We start from the raw sequence: 13,482 nt of genomic DNA on the forward strand, positions 1-13,482 counted from the left end.
ATCGTTTGTGGACATGAAAAAGGCCGCTCCGGGGGAGCGGCCTTTTCTGTTTGTCACCCTTGTGCGCTTGGAAGATTTTCCTGCGGAAAATCTCCTCGAGCAACCAGGCGTGTCTCGGGATCACCGATTATTCGATGATCTTCGACACGACGCCGGCGCCGACAGTGCGGCCGCCTTCGCGGATGGCGAAGCGCAGGCCGTCTTCCATCGCGATCGGCGCGATCAGCTCGACGGTGAAGCCCACGTTATCGCCCGGCATCACCATCTCGGTGCCTTCGGCCAGCGTCACGGTGCCGGTCACGTCGGTCGTCCGGAAGTAGAACTGCGGACGGTAGTTCGCGAAGAACGGGGTGTGACGGCCGCCCTCTTCCTTGGTCAGGATATAGGCCTCGGCTTCGAACTTGGTGTGCGGGGTCACCGAACCCGGCTTGCACAGCACCTGGCCGCGCTCGACCTTCTCGCGGTCGATACCACGCAGCAGCGCGCCGATGTTGTCGCCGGCTTCACCGCGATCCAGCAGCTTGCGGAACATTTCCACACCGGTACAGGTGGTGGTTTGGGTGTCCTTGATGCCCACGATCTCGATCGAGTCGCCGACATTGATCACGCCGCGTTCCACACGACCGGTCACCACGGTGCCGCGGCCCGAGATCGAGAACACGTCTTCGATCGGCATCAGGAAGGGCTGGTCGACAGCGCGCTCCGGGGTCGGGATGTACTCGTCAACCGCGGCCAGCAGTTCACGGATCTTGTTCTCGCCGATTTCCGGATCACGGCCTTCCATCGCCGCCAGGGCCGAGCCCGCAACGATCGGAATATCGTCGCCGGGGAAGTCGTACGAGCTCAGCAGCTCGCGGATTTCCATTTCCACCAGCTCCAGCAGTTCCTCGTCATCGACCTGGTCGACCTTGTTCATGAACACCACCAGCGCGGGCACGCCAACCTGGCGGGCCAGCAGGATGTGCTCGCGGGTCTGCGGCATCGGGCCGTCAGCGGCGTTCACCACCAGGATCGCGCCGTCCATCTGCGCCGCACCGGTGATCATGTTCTTCACATAGTCGGCGTGGCCGGGGCAGTCGACGTGGGCGTAGTGACGCGCTTCGGTCTCGTATTCCACGTGGGCGGTCGAGATGGTGATCCCGCGTGCTTTCTCTTCCGGCGCGCCGTCAATCTGGTCATACGCCTTGAAGTCGCCGAAATATTTCGTGATCGCTGCGGTCAGCGTCGTCTTCCCGTGGTCAACGTGGCCAATCGTGCCAATGTTGACGTGCGGTTTATTACGCTCAAACTTTTCCTTTGCCATTGCAAAGCTCCTTTTTTCTCTTGCCGGTACGTGCAGGCACGCACCCTAAGGGTTGACAGGGTGCGTGGTTTCCCACGCACCACCGATTACGCGTATTTCGCCTGGATCTCGTCCGAGATGTTCTGCGGGACCGGATCGTAGTGGTCGAACAGCATGGTGAACTGGGCACGGCCCGACGACATCGAACGCAGGGTGTTGATGTAGCCGAACATGTTGGCCAGCGGCACGAAGGCGTTGATCGCGATCGCGTTGCCACGGCTTTCCTGCCCGGACACCTGACCCCGACGCGACGTCAGGTCACCGATGATGCCACCGGTGTATTCCTCGGGCGTGATCACCTCGACCTTCATGATCGGTTCCAGCAGCTTGGCGCCGGCTTTCTTCATGCCTTCGCGCATACCCATGCGGGCCGCGATTTCGAAGGCCAGAACGCTGGAGTCAACGTCGTGGAACTTACCGTCGATCAGGGCGACCTTGAAGTCGATCACGGGGAAACCGGCCAGCGGACCGCTATCCATGACGGACTTGATGCCCTTTTCCACACCCGGAATGTATTCCTTGGGCACGGCACCGCCGACGATCCGGCTCTCGAAGGAGTAACCTTCGCCCGGCTCGGTCGGGGTGATGACCAGCTTGACCTCGGCGAACTGACCCGAACCACCCGACTGTTTCTTGTGGGTGTAGGTATGCTCGACCTCTTTCGAGATGGTCTCGCGATAAGCCACCTGCGGCGCACCGATGTTGGCCTCGACCTTGAACTCGCGCTTGAGACGGTCCACCAGGATGTCCAGGTGAAGTTCGCCCATGCCCTTCATGATGGTCTGACCCGATTCCAGGTCGGTTTCCACGCGGAAGGACGGGTCTTCGGCGGCCAGACGGGCCAGACCCTGGGACATCTTTTCCTGGTCGCCCTTGGTCTTGGGTTCGACCGCGATCTCGATAACCGGATCGGGGAAGGTCATGGTTTCCAGAACCACCGGATCCTTGGAGTCACACAGCGTGTCACCGGTCGTGGTGTCTTTCAGACCCGCCAGCGCGATGATGTCGCCTGCAAAGGCTTCATCGATTTCCTCGCGGTTGTTCGAGTGCATCATCATCATACGACCAACGCGCTCTTTCTTGCCCTTGGTCGAGTTCAGCATGGTGTCGCCCTTTTTCAGGACGCCCGAGTAAACGCGGGTAAAGGTCAGCGAGCCGACAAACGGGTCGTTCATGATTTTGAACGCCAGGCCCGAGAAGGCCATGTTGTCATCGGCGCGGCGCGCGATGTTACGCACTTCTTCCTCGTCACCGGGCTTGAACCCCATGTAGTCAACAACGTCCAGCGGGCTGGGCAGATAGTCGATCACGGCGTTGAGCAGCGGCTGAACACCCTTGTTCTTGAATGCGGAGCCACCCAGAACCGGCACGAAATGCAGCGCCAGAGTGCCCTTGCGCAGCAGTTTGCGCAGGGTCGGCACGTCGGGCTCGTTGCCTTCGAGGTATTCCATCATCGCGTCGTCGTCTTCTTCGACGGCCGCTTCGATCATCTTGCCGCGCCATTCTTCAGCCATGTCCTTCAGGCTGTCGCGAATCGGGGCCTTGACCCAGCTTGCGCCGAGGTCTTCGCCCTGCCACAGCCATTCTTCCATGGTGACCAGGTCAACCAGGCCTTCCAGCTCGTTTTCCGCGCCGATCGGGATACCGACCGGTACCGCGCGGGCGCCGGTGCGGTCTTCGATCATGCGCACGCAGTTGAAGAAGTCGGCGCCGATCTTGTCCATCTTGTTGACGAACACCATGCGCGGCACCTTGTAGCGGTCGGCCTGACGCCACACGGTTTCGGTCTGGGGTTCGACACCGGCGTTGGCGTCGAGCACGCAGACGGCACCGTCGAGCACGGCCAGCGAACGCTCGACTTCGATGGTGAAGTCAACGTGGCCGGGGGTGTCGATGATGTTCAGGCGGTGCTTGGGGGTGTCGGCGGTCTGGCCGTCCTCGGTGCGCTCCCAGAAGGTGGTGGTCGCAGCCGAGGTGATGGTGATGCCGCGTTCCTGCTCCTGCTCCATCCAGTCCATGGTGGCGGCGCCGTCATGCACCTCACCAATGTTGTGGGATTTGCCGGTGTAATACAGGATACGTTCCGAGCAGGTCGTTTTGCCTGCGTCGATGTGAGCCATGATACCGAAGTTCCGGTATAGGTTCAGCGGATATTCGCGTGCCATTGGTCTGAGCCTCTAGAATTACCAGCGGTAATGGCTGAAGGCTTTGTTCGCCTCGGCCATCTTGTGGGTGTCTTCGCGCTTCTTCACGGCGGTTCCGCGCGACTGGACAGCGTCCAGCAGCTCGCCGGCGAGGCGTTCTTCCATGGTGTTTTCGTTGCGGTTGCGCGCGGCGGCGATCAGCCAGCGGATGGCCAGCGCTTCGCGGCGCTCGGGGCGCACTTCGACCGGAACCTGATAAGTGGCACCACCCACACGGCGCGAGCGGACCTCGACCGAGGGTTTGATGTTGTCGAGCGCTTCGTGGAACACTTCGACGGGGGCGCGCTTGATCTTGTTCTCAACGCGATCGAAGGCGTTGTAGACGATGCGCTCTGCGACCGACTTCTTGCCGTCGATCATCAGGTTGTTCATGAACTTGGTCAGAACCTTGTCGCCAAATTTGGCGTCGGGCAGGACTTCGCGTTTTTCTGCGGCGTGACGACGGGACATCTCGGCCTCTCCTTCTTATTTGGGACGCTTCGCGCCGTATTTCGAACGACGCTGCTTACGGTCTTTGACGCCCTGGGTATCCAGAACACCGCGCAGGATGTGGTAACGCACGCCGGGAAGGTCTTTTACACGGCCGCCGCGGATCAGAACAACCGAGTGTTCTTGCAGGTTGTGGCTTTCACCGGGGATGTAGGAGATCACTTCGTACCCGTTGGTCAGACGGACCTTGGCAACCTTACGCATTGCCGAGTTCGGTTTCTTCGGAGTGGTGGTATAGACCCGGGTGCAGACGCCGCGCTTCTGCGGGCACTGTTCCAGGTGCTGGGACTTCGAGCGTTTTACTTTCGGCTGCCGCGGTTTGCGGATCAGCTGTTGGATCGTTGGCATTCCGGTCTTTTCCCCGTTTTGCAACACACATGTCATGCACGCGCGTTGCGTGCGGCTTCGGTTTGGCGCACCTGCGTCTTATGCAAGCGCAAAATCCGCGAACGTTCCCATTCCGAGGCGAACGTCGCGGTTGGTTATCAGAGGATCGGGACAACAAAACTGTCCGGACCTTGACCACGTCTATTTGAAATCGGTCGTGGGGCGGCCCACGGCTTCCGAGATAGCGCGCGTAATAGGGGGAGTCGGCCAGAGTGTCAACAGCCCACCCCCGGTTGCCAAGGTCGTGGCAGACTGCCAAACTTGTCCGGCAGTGTCGAGAAGGTTTTGTCTATGGACAGCAGGGACATGCAGGCCATCGGTCTGTGCCGGTTTTCCTATCCCGCGATCGGCGGCTTTCAGGTCGATCATGAGACCACCGAAGAGCGTATCGCCTATCTGTATTCCAACGACCGTCTGGAAGAGCGGTTCCGTCTGTTCGAAACCTCGGCCTTGCCCTGTCTGCGCGAACAGACGGATCAGAATTTTGACCTGATCGTCGTCATCGGCGACAGCCTTCCAAAAGAGCACCGCGACCGGCTGCACGACCTGACGGCGGATGTACCGCAGGTGCGGATCGTGACAGAACCACCCCGCCCCCAGCGCGAGGTGATGAAGGAAATACTGAACAAGGCCCGCAAGGACCCGACCAAACCCTGCCTGCAATTCCGCCATGACGATGATGACGCGATTTCGGTTGATTTCATCGAACGGTTGCGCCGCACCCTGAACGACTGCGGCGGGCTGGTGGCCGGAAACCGCACCGTCGCGGTCGATTTCAACCGGGGATACCTGGCCGAGATTGACGCCCCGGGTATCACCGCCAAAGAAACGGTCCGCGCGCTGTATGTCGCCGCGCTGGGCATGTATGTGAAAGGCGGCTGCAAACTGACGATCATGAACTTTGCCCATGAGAAGATCGGCCGCTTCATGCCGGTGATCAGCATTTCAGACGCGCCAATGTGGGTGCGCAGCCTCAACGACTATAATGACTCGCGTCAGAACAAGAACAAGCCGGTGTCGCTGGAACCGTTGAGCGAAGAGCAGGCAGCCGATTTTGCCGCCCGCTTCGCTATCCGCGAGGATCACGTCAAACGCGTCTTTTCAGGGGGCTGAACATGCAGGTTCTGGGTCTTTGCCGGTTCAGCTATCTTGGCCATGGCGGCTTCAAGGTGATGCACGAAACGCTGGACGAGCGGCGCGCCTATCTCTATGCGCCTACCCGGATGGAGGACCGTTTCCGCCAGTTCGAGGCAATCACCCTGCCCTCGGTCGCGGGACAGACCGACCCGGATTTCGAGTTTCTGGTGGTGATCGGCGAATGCTTTCCCGACAGCTACCGGGCCCGGCTGGAGGCTCTGGTGCGGGATGTGCCCCAGATCCGCATCCGCGCCTATCCACCGCTGCGCCACCGTACCGCGATGGCGCAGGCGCTCGACGATCACCGCCACGACATCGATGCGCCCTGCCTGCAATTCCGGTTGGATGACGATGACGGCATGGCCCGCGATTTCGTCGCTCGCTATCGCGAAGTGGCCGCAGATACCGAAGGGCTCTGGCGCAAACACCCGGCCGTGGCGGTCGATTTCAACACCGGCTACGTGTTTCGCTGTGGCAAACGCGGGATCGAGGTCAGCCCGTTCCAGTTCGCCTACAGCGCCATCGCGCTTGGGGTGATCGTTGCCCCCGGTCATCGTGAGGGCATCATGCATTTCGGTCATCACAAACTATGGACCGTCATGCCGACGATCACGGTCCCCGGCGAGGACATGATGCTGCGCGGCCATAACGAATTTAACGATTCCCGCGCCAAGCCGGGTGCCAAACAGTTCCGCTATCAACCGCTTGATGCGGACGAGGAGGCCTATTTCAAGGCCCGCTTCAATGTCGACAATGCCCGCGTGCGCGAGATCTTCTCAGCCCCGATGCCGTGACGCCCGTTCGCGGAACAGGGTAAAGAGCCCGGTCGCCACCACCAGCGCCACCCCGGTCATGGTCAGCGGATCGGGCCAGTCGCCAAAGACGAGCCATCCCAGAACCAGCGCCCAGATCAGGCTTGAATAGCGAAACGGCGCGACAAAGCCGACCTCACCGATCCGCATCACCATCACGCTGAACAGATAACCGCCCAAAACCAGCAGCGAGGCCGCCAACAGGCCCAGGGACAGGTCCGTTCTCAAGGGAATCCAATCCACTGTCAGCGACCCTACGAGCCCGAAGCACATCACCGACACGGCCGTGGCCAGCGTGACCGTCAGCGAAGGCACCTGCGACGACATCCGCCGCGTCACCAGGTCACGCGCGGTGACACAGATCACCGCCGCCATCGCATAGATCGCATGAAGCGTGAACCCATCCGGCCCCGGTCGCACGATCAGCAGCATGCCACAAAACCCAAGCCCGATCGCCAGCATCCGCCGCCAACCAACCTGTTCGCCAAAGAACAGGGCCGCCCCGAGTGTCACGGTCAGCGGCAGCATTTGCAGCACCGCCGTCACATTCGCCAGCGGCATGTTCAGAAGCGCGGTGAGAAAGAAGTAGGTGGCGCCGATCTCGGACAGGCAGCGCAATGCCACCAGCATCCTGTCGCGGCGGCCAAACCGCAGGTGGAGCGCCCCCAGATGCCGCGCCATGATATAGATCCAGACCGCCGACAACCCGCTGCGCAGGACCAGGATCTGGAACAGCGGCATCTCTGCGCCAAGCAGTTTCACAACCGTGTCGTTGCAGGTGAATGCCGCCATGCTCGCCATCATCAGAAGCGCGCCGCGCATATTTGGTGACATATCCTGGCCTCGCCAAATGGAATAGGCCGGTACCGGTTTCCGAGGCCGCGCACTGGCTGCGTTTCATTTCTGGCGAGGCCAGAACGAAATGGCAAGTCGCCACATTTCGGGTCCGCGCCTATTCGCGTCGGCGGCGCCACCACAACCAGAGATGCAGTGAGATACCCGCCAGATAGATCAGGATCACCGCCGCCAGCAACGCTCCGGTGCCCCAGGCGGCCAGCACCAACAACAGCAGCGGTGTGCCCAGCGTGTTGCCCAGGTTGCCCATCTGCGCCAGCGCCCCGTTGGCCAGCGCGCGATCCTGGCTCGAGGCATTGAGCGCGGGAATCGCGGCAAAGCTCGCCCCCTGCACCAGCCCCAATGTCGCAAAGAGCATCACGCACAGAACCGGTGTCGGCACCCCCAGCCAGAAACCCGACAAAACCAGTGCCGAAAGGCCAAACCCCGCGATCACCACACCGGTCGCAGGCAAGCGCCGCAAGAGCGGGGTAACAACCAGCAGTGCCACCGCGATACTGGTCAGGGGCATCACGCCCACGATGGTTGCCCGCAGGTCTTCCGGCAACAGCGGTGGCAGGATCGCCACCAGCGAGACGAAGGTCAGCGTATAGAACAGCCAGCCCACAGCCGGCGCAGCAATGCGGGGCGACCCATAGGCCGACAGGTGCCGGGCGAGCAGGTCACGCGGGCGCAAGCTGTTTTCCGCGTCGGTTGCGGTCTCGTCGGCAGGCAGCAGTCTCCAGACCGCAGCCGCCAGCACCGCCATAACCCCCCCGTGGCACAGGAACAGGCCCGCCACCCCATGCGTCTGCGCCCAGGGCAGGCCGATCCAGGCGACCAGCGCAAAGGCGACGCCAAAAAAGGTGCTCCACAAGGTCATGGCAAAGTTGCGCAGCGGCACGGGGGCAATCTGCGCGATCAGGGTGGGTGCGGCCACCACGATGGCCAGATGGGAAAGCCCCTCGATCATGCGGCTGGCCAGCATCAGTGCAAATGCTGGCTGCGTCGCCTGCCACAGCGACATGAGCGCGCCCAGGGCAAGACCCGCCACCAGCAACCGGCGACAGCCATAACGCGCGGTCAGAAGGCCCGCGACCATGCCAAAGAGAATACCAAAGACGCTGATCACCGAGAGCAGCCAACCCTGCCCCGCGCCCGCATCGGGATAGAGTTGCCGGACCAAGTCAAAGGGTACCGCGATCTTGGCAAATTGCCCCGCCGCACCAAGCCCTGCCAGCCAAAGCAGCAGGATCAGGGGCAAGGGGGGCAAGGTCAGTTTCGGGCGCATGATCCCGCGATACCCCGCCAGGGCATCACGCGCCACGTATTAATTATGCGGGCTGTGCGCCTGCGAGCAGAGCCGGACCGGCGTGCCGTCGGAAAGATAGAGCCGCTCCCACAAGAGGCCGCCCTCGACCACGGTCAACGCGTCATAAACCCGGCGGCTGGTATGGAACAGCCGGGGGTTCGGCGTCTGGCTCTCCCACCAGTCCGATCCGTCCAGCGCCGCCTCGGCGGCCTGGATCTCGACCGTGGCATAAGGCCAGAGCGATTGTCCCAGCAGGGCCCGCTGCGATTGCCGCCATTGCCGCGCGCGGGACGGGGAATAGGCCAGACAGACATGATTGGCCTCGTCCACAAGATGCAGGCAGTCCGATGAATGTTCCACCAGTCGACGCAGCACCGCATCGTCGCAGACATCCCGTGTCAACAACTCCAGCGCGCGGCGGCGGGTTGCCCCGTCTGGCAGCTGCGTCCCCGCCTCCCAACGCGAAACGGTGGCTTGGCTGGTATCCAGCGCCTCGGCCAGCGCCGCCTGTTTCATCGACCGCGCCCGCCGCAAACGGCGCAGCCGGGGGCCAAAGCCGGGCAAATCCCGGAGCATGGGTTCGGGCATGTCGCACCTCCTGCGCCGCCCATTCTACGCCTGACCACACAAAGAAAAACCCCCGTGCGCGGCACGGGGGTTCTTTTCGTTCACATGCGATCGGATCAATTGCGGCTTTCCGGCGTGTCGACCAGAGTATCGAGGTCGTCGTCCACGATCTCGGCATCCATGATCGGTGCGGCAAGCGCAGCGGCGGCTTCGGCCTCTTCGCGACGAGCGGCGATGACCACGTTGTCGCGCTGGGTTGCGATATGGCGCATCTGCTGCGTTGCTCCACCGGTACCTGCCGGGATCAGACGACCGACAATCACGTTTTCCTTGAGGCCGACCAGCTTGTCCTTCTTGCCCTGAACCGAGGCTTCGGTCAGCACGCGGGTGGTCTCCTGGAAGGAGGCCGCCGAGATGAAGGAGCGGGTCTGCAACGAGGCCTTGGTGATCCCCAGCAGGATCGGCTCGCCCGAGGCCGGGCGACCGCCGCGGGCGATGGTCTTTTCATTGGCCGCGTCGAATTCCTGCTTGTCGACATGTTCGCCCTTGAGCAGCGTGGTGTCACCCGAGTCCGAGATCTCCCACTTCTGCAGCATCTGACGCACGATGACTTCGATGTGCTTGTCGTTGATCTTCACGCCCTGCAGACGATAGACCTCCTGCACCTCTTTCACCATGTAATTGGCCAGAGCCTCGACGCCCAGGATCGACAGGATGTCGTGCGGGGCCGGGTTGCCGTCCATGATATAGTCACCCTTCTGCACGAAGTCGCCTTCTTGCACCGGGATGTGCTTGCCCTTGGGTACCATGTATTCGACAGGTTCCATGGCCTCGTTCGACGGCTCGATCGAGATGCGACGCTTGTTCTTGTAGTCGCGGCCAAAGCGGACGTAACCGTCGATCTCGGCGATGATCGCGTGATCCTTGGGACGACGGGCCTCGAACAGTTCCGCCACGCGGGGAAGGCCCCCGGTGATGTCCTTGGTCTTGGCGCCTTCGCGCGGGATACGAGCGATGACGTCGCCGGCCTCGATGACCTGGCCATCTTCGATCGACAGAATCGCGTCCACCGACATCGGATAGTGAACCGGGTTGCCCGCGTCATTGCGGACCGGTTCACCATCACTGTCCACCAGGATGATCTCGGGCTTGAGATCGCTGCCTTTCGGCGCGGCCCGCCAGTCGATCACGATCTTCTGGGTCATGCCAGTGGCCTCGTCGGTCTCGTCGCGGACAGCGATGCCCGAAACCAGGTCGACATATTTGGCGGTACCGGCCTTCTCGGCGATGATCGGCAGGGTGTAGGGATCCCATTCGAACAACTTGTCGCCACGCTTGATCTGGGCGCCGTCCTTGACGAACAGTTTCGAGCCGTAACCCAGCTTGAAGCTGGCACGTTCCTCGCCCTGCGCGTCCTTGATCAACAGCTTCATGTTGCGGCCCATGACCAGGCTTTCGCCTGCGGCATTGACCAGCAGCTGCGGGTTTTCGAACGCGATGGTGCCGTCCTGGTTCGCTTCCTGGAACGACTGCTGGCCACCCTGGGCCACGCCGCCGATGTGGAAGGTCCGCATGGTCAGCTGGGTCCCCGGTTCACCGATCGACTGCGCCGCGATGATACCGACAGCCTCGCCCTGGTTCACCATGGTGCCGCGCGCCAGGTCACGGCCATAGCACATGGCACAGACGCCTTCCTCGCTTTCGCAAGTCAGCGGCGAGCGGACCCGCGAGGTCTGCACACCGGCCTCGTGGATGGCATCGGCCATCCGCTCGTCGATCAGCTGACCGGCGGCCACCAGCACCTCTTCGGTGCCCGGACGCAGGATATCGTCGGCGGCGACACGGCCCAGCACGCGCTCGGCCAGCGAGGCCACGACTTCGCCGTCGTTGACCGCCGCTTCGGCGGTCACGCCGCGATCGGTGCCGCAATCATGCTCGCGCACGATGCAATCCTGCGCCACGTCCACCAGACGACGTGTCAGGTAACCCGAGTTCGCCGTCTTCAGAGCAGTATCCGACAGACCCTTACGGGCGCCATGGGTCGAGTTGAAGTATTCAAGAACGGTCAGACCTTCCTTGAAGTTCGAGATGATCGGCGTCTCGATGATGTCGCCGTTCGGCTTGGCCATCAGGCCACGCATGCCGCCCAGCTGTTTCATCTGGGTGACCGAGCCCCGCGCACCCGAGTGGGCCATCATGTAGACGGAGTTCGGCTCCATCACGGCACCGTTCTCGTCACGCTTGTCCGCCGAGATGGTGGACATCATCGCTTCGGTGACACGGTCGTTACACTTGGACCAGGCATCGACAACCTTGTTGTACTTTTCGCCCTGAGTGATCAGGCCGTCCATGTACTGCTGTTCGAAATCCTTCACCTGGTCGCGGGTCTCATCCACGATGCCCCATTTGTCATCGGGGATCACCATGTCGTCCTTGCCGAACGAGATGCCGGCCTTGAACGCCTCGCGGAAGCCCATGGTCATGATCTGGTCGCAGAAGATCACCGACTCTTTCTGGCCGCAATAACGGTAGACGGTGTCGATCACCTGCTGCACCTCTTTCTTGCGCAGCAGACGGTTGACCAGTTCGAACGGGGCTTTGTTGTTCATCGGCAGCAGCGCGCCCAGGCGCACACGGCCCGGGGTGGTTTCGAACCGTTGCAGAACTTCGTTACCCTCGTCGTCGATCTGCGCGATCCGCGCGGTGATCTTGGTGTGCAGATGCACCTCGCCCGCGTCCAGCGCGTGCTGAACCTCGTCGATCGAGCCAAAGATCTTGCCTTCGCCGACCATGCCTTCACGTTCCAGGGTCAGATAGTAGAGACCCAGGATCATGTCCTGCGAGGGAACGATGATCGGTGCGCCGTTGGCGGGCGACAGAACGTTGTTCGTCGACATCATCAGCACGCGTGCTTCGAGCTGGGCCTCAAGGCTCAGCGGCACGTGCACGGCCATCTGGTCACCGTCAAAGTCGGCGTTGAAGGCCGAGCAAACCAGCGGGTGCAGCTGGATCGCCTTGCCTTCGATCAGGATCGGCTCGAACGCCTGGATGCCCAGACGGTGCAGCGTCGGCGCTCGGTTCAGCAGAACCGGATGCTCGCGGATCACCTCGTCCAGGATATCCCAGACCTCGGGTCGTTCCTTCTCGACCAGCTTCTTAGCCTGTTTCACGGTGCTGCTGAGGCCCTTGGCCTCTAGCCGCGAATAGATGAACGGCTTGAACAGTTCGAGCGCCATCTTCTTGGGCAGACCGCACTGGTGCAGCTTGAGTTCAGGTCCCGTCACGATGACCGAACGGCCCGAGAAGTCGACCCGTTTCCCCAGAAGGTTCTGGCGGAAGCGGCCCTGCTTGCCCTTGAGCATGTCAGACAGCGATTTCAGCGGACGCTTGTTGGCACCGGTGATCACCCGGCCGCGGCGGCCATTGTCGAACAGGGCGTCGACCGACTCTTGCAGCATCCGTTTTTCGTTGCGCACGATGATATCGGGCGCGCGCAACTCGATCAGGCGCTTCAGGCGGTTGTTGCGGTTGATGACGCGACGATAAAGATCGTTCAGGTCCGAGGTCGCAAAGCGGCCCCCGTCCAGCGGCACCAGCGGGCGCAGTTCCGGCGGGATGACCGGGATCACGGTCAGCACCATCCATTCCGGGCGGTTGCCGGATTCCAGGAAGCTCTCGACGACTTTCAGCCGTTTGATGATCTTCTTGGGCTTCAGCTCACCGGTGGCCTCGGCCAGATCGGCGCGCAGCTGTTCGGCTTCGGCCTCGAGGTCGATCTGGGACAGCATCTCGCGGATTGCCTCGGCGCCGATATTGGCGGTGAAGGCATCCATGCCATATTGGTCTTGGGCATCCATGAACTCTTCTTCGGTCATCAGCTGACCGTAGGTGAGATCGGTCAGGCCCGGCTCGGTGACCACGTAGTTTTCAAAATAGAGGATGCGTTCCAGATCGCGCAGCGTCATGTCCAGCATCAGGCCGATGCGGCTGGGCAGCGATTTCAGGAACCAGATATGCGCAACGGGCGCGGCCAGTTCGATATGGCCCATACGCTCGCGACGCACTTTTTGCAGCGTCACCTCGACACCGCATTTCTCGCAGACAACGCCGCGATATTTCATGCGCTTGTACTTGCCGCACAGGCATTCGTAATCCTTGATCGGGCCAAAGATACGCGCGCAGAACAGGCCGTCACGCTCGGGCTTGAACGTGCGATAGTTGATGGTCTCGGGCTTCTTGATCTCGCCATAAGACCACGACAGGATCCGCTCGGGCGATGCCAGAGAGACCTTGATCTCGTCAAACACCTTGGGCGGTGTCAGCGGATTGAACGGGTTGTTGGTCAGTTCCTGGTTCATTTGTGTACCTCAAATTCGTGCGGATGATGGGGGGAGGCCC

10 protein-coding genes are annotated in these 13,482 nt (G+C 61.8%); 2 read left to right on the plus strand and 8 right to left on the minus strand.

The window, feature by feature from the left end:
* Positions 1-127: 127 nt before the first annotated feature.
* The 4 genes from tuf to rpsL all read right to left on the minus strand — a co-directional run bounded on the left by tuf (position 128) and on the right by rpsL (position 4,383).
* Positions 128-1,303, minus strand: coding sequence for an elongation factor Tu (gene tuf, locus AC2FNA_RS05425; protein WP_234144476.1), 1,176 nt, complete (start codon positions 1,301-1,303; stop codon positions 128-130).
* Between the two features lie 86 nt (positions 1,304-1,389).
* Positions 1,390-3,507 carry an elongation factor G gene (gene fusA / locus AC2FNA_RS05430; RefSeq protein WP_496825046.1) on the minus strand — a complete coding sequence of 706 codons (2,118 nt, stop codon included), beginning with the start codon at positions 3,505-3,507 and terminating at the stop codon, positions 1,390-1,392.
* 18 nt (positions 3,508-3,525) lie between these two features.
* The gene (gene rpsG / locus AC2FNA_RS05435) at positions 3,526-3,996 is read right to left on the minus strand and encodes a 30S ribosomal protein S7 (protein WP_011049181.1); all 471 of its coding nucleotides are present in this window, start codon (positions 3,994-3,996) and stop codon (positions 3,526-3,528) included.
* Positions 3,997-4,011: 15 nt separating this feature from the next.
* On the minus strand, positions 4,012-4,383 hold the full coding sequence (rpsL, locus tag AC2FNA_RS05440; protein WP_005862801.1) for a 30S ribosomal protein S12: 372 nt from the start codon (positions 4,381-4,383) through the stop codon (positions 4,012-4,014).
* Between the two features lie 345 nt (positions 4,384-4,728).
* Between rpsL and AC2FNA_RS05445 the strand changes: the two genes are divergently transcribed.
* Together AC2FNA_RS05445 and AC2FNA_RS05450 are read left to right on the plus strand one after the other, a co-directional pair.
* Positions 4,729-5,535, plus strand: a complete 807-nt coding sequence (locus tag AC2FNA_RS05445) for a putative rhamnosyl transferase (protein ID WP_496825266.1) — start codon at positions 4,729-4,731, stop codon at positions 5,533-5,535.
* A 2-nt stretch (positions 5,536-5,537) separates the two neighbouring features.
* Positions 5,538-6,353, plus strand: a complete 816-nt coding sequence (locus AC2FNA_RS05450) for a putative rhamnosyl transferase (RefSeq protein ID WP_496825047.1) — start codon at positions 5,538-5,540, stop codon at positions 6,351-6,353.
* On the opposite strand, the gene AC2FNA_RS05455 is transcribed toward AC2FNA_RS05450, so the two are convergent.
* The 4 genes from AC2FNA_RS05455 to rpoC form a co-directional block, all read right to left on the minus strand.
* Positions 6,336-7,205, minus strand: a complete 870-nt coding sequence (locus AC2FNA_RS05455) for a DMT family transporter (RefSeq protein ID WP_496825048.1) — start codon at positions 7,203-7,205, stop codon at positions 6,336-6,338. The genes AC2FNA_RS05450 and AC2FNA_RS05455 overlap by 18 nt on opposite strands.
* A 118-nt stretch (positions 7,206-7,323) precedes the next feature.
* Entirely contained in the window at positions 7,324-8,532 is a 1,209-nt protein-coding gene (locus AC2FNA_RS05460; protein WP_496825049.1) for an MFS transporter, read from the minus strand.
* Positions 8,533-8,535: 3 nt separating this feature from the next.
* A complete protein-coding gene (locus tag AC2FNA_RS05465; RefSeq protein ID WP_496825050.1) occupies positions 8,536-9,105 on the minus strand; it encodes a helix-turn-helix domain-containing protein in 570 nt (189 codons plus the stop codon).
* 95 nt (positions 9,106-9,200) lie between these two features.
* Positions 9,201-13,442, minus strand: coding sequence for a DNA-directed RNA polymerase subunit beta' (rpoC, locus tag AC2FNA_RS05470; RefSeq protein WP_496825051.1), 4,242 nt, complete (start codon positions 13,440-13,442; stop codon positions 9,201-9,203).
* Positions 13,443-13,482: the final 40 nt, after the last annotated feature.

The organism is Ruegeria sp. YKSD163 (genome assembly GCF_059612905.1).

What these genes read in the sequence shown, in the direction of transcription:
- tuf (WP_234144476.1), bottom strand. Translation starts at nt 1,303, where the DNA reads ATGGCAAAGGAAAAGTTTGAGCGTAATAAACCGCACGTCAACATTGGC.
- fusA (WP_496825046.1), bottom strand. Translation starts at nt 3,507, where the DNA reads ATGGCACGCGAATATCCGCTGAACCTATACCGGAACTTCGGTATCATG.
- rpsG (WP_011049181.1), bottom strand. Translation starts at nt 3,996, where the DNA reads ATGTCCCGTCGTCACGCCGCAGAAAAACGCGAAGTCCTGCCCGACGCC.
- rpsL (WP_005862801.1), bottom strand. Translation starts at nt 4,383, where the DNA reads ATGCCAACGATCCAACAGCTGATCCGCAAACCGCGGCAGCCGAAAGTA.
- AC2FNA_RS05445 (WP_496825266.1), top strand. Translation starts at nt 4,729, where the DNA reads ATGCAGGCCATCGGTCTGTGCCGGTTTTCCTATCCCGCGATCGGCGGC.
- AC2FNA_RS05450 (WP_496825047.1), top strand. Translation starts at nt 5,538, where the DNA reads ATGCAGGTTCTGGGTCTTTGCCGGTTCAGCTATCTTGGCCATGGCGGC.
- AC2FNA_RS05455 (WP_496825048.1), bottom strand. Translation starts at nt 7,205, where the DNA reads ATGTCACCAAATATGCGCGGCGCGCTTCTGATGATGGCGAGCATGGCG.
- AC2FNA_RS05465 (WP_496825050.1), bottom strand. Translation starts at nt 9,105, where the DNA reads ATGCCCGAACCCATGCTCCGGGATTTGCCCGGCTTTGGCCCCCGGCTG.
- rpoC (WP_496825051.1), bottom strand. Translation starts at nt 13,442, where the DNA reads ATGAACCAGGAACTGACCAACAACCCGTTCAATCCGCTGACACCGCCC.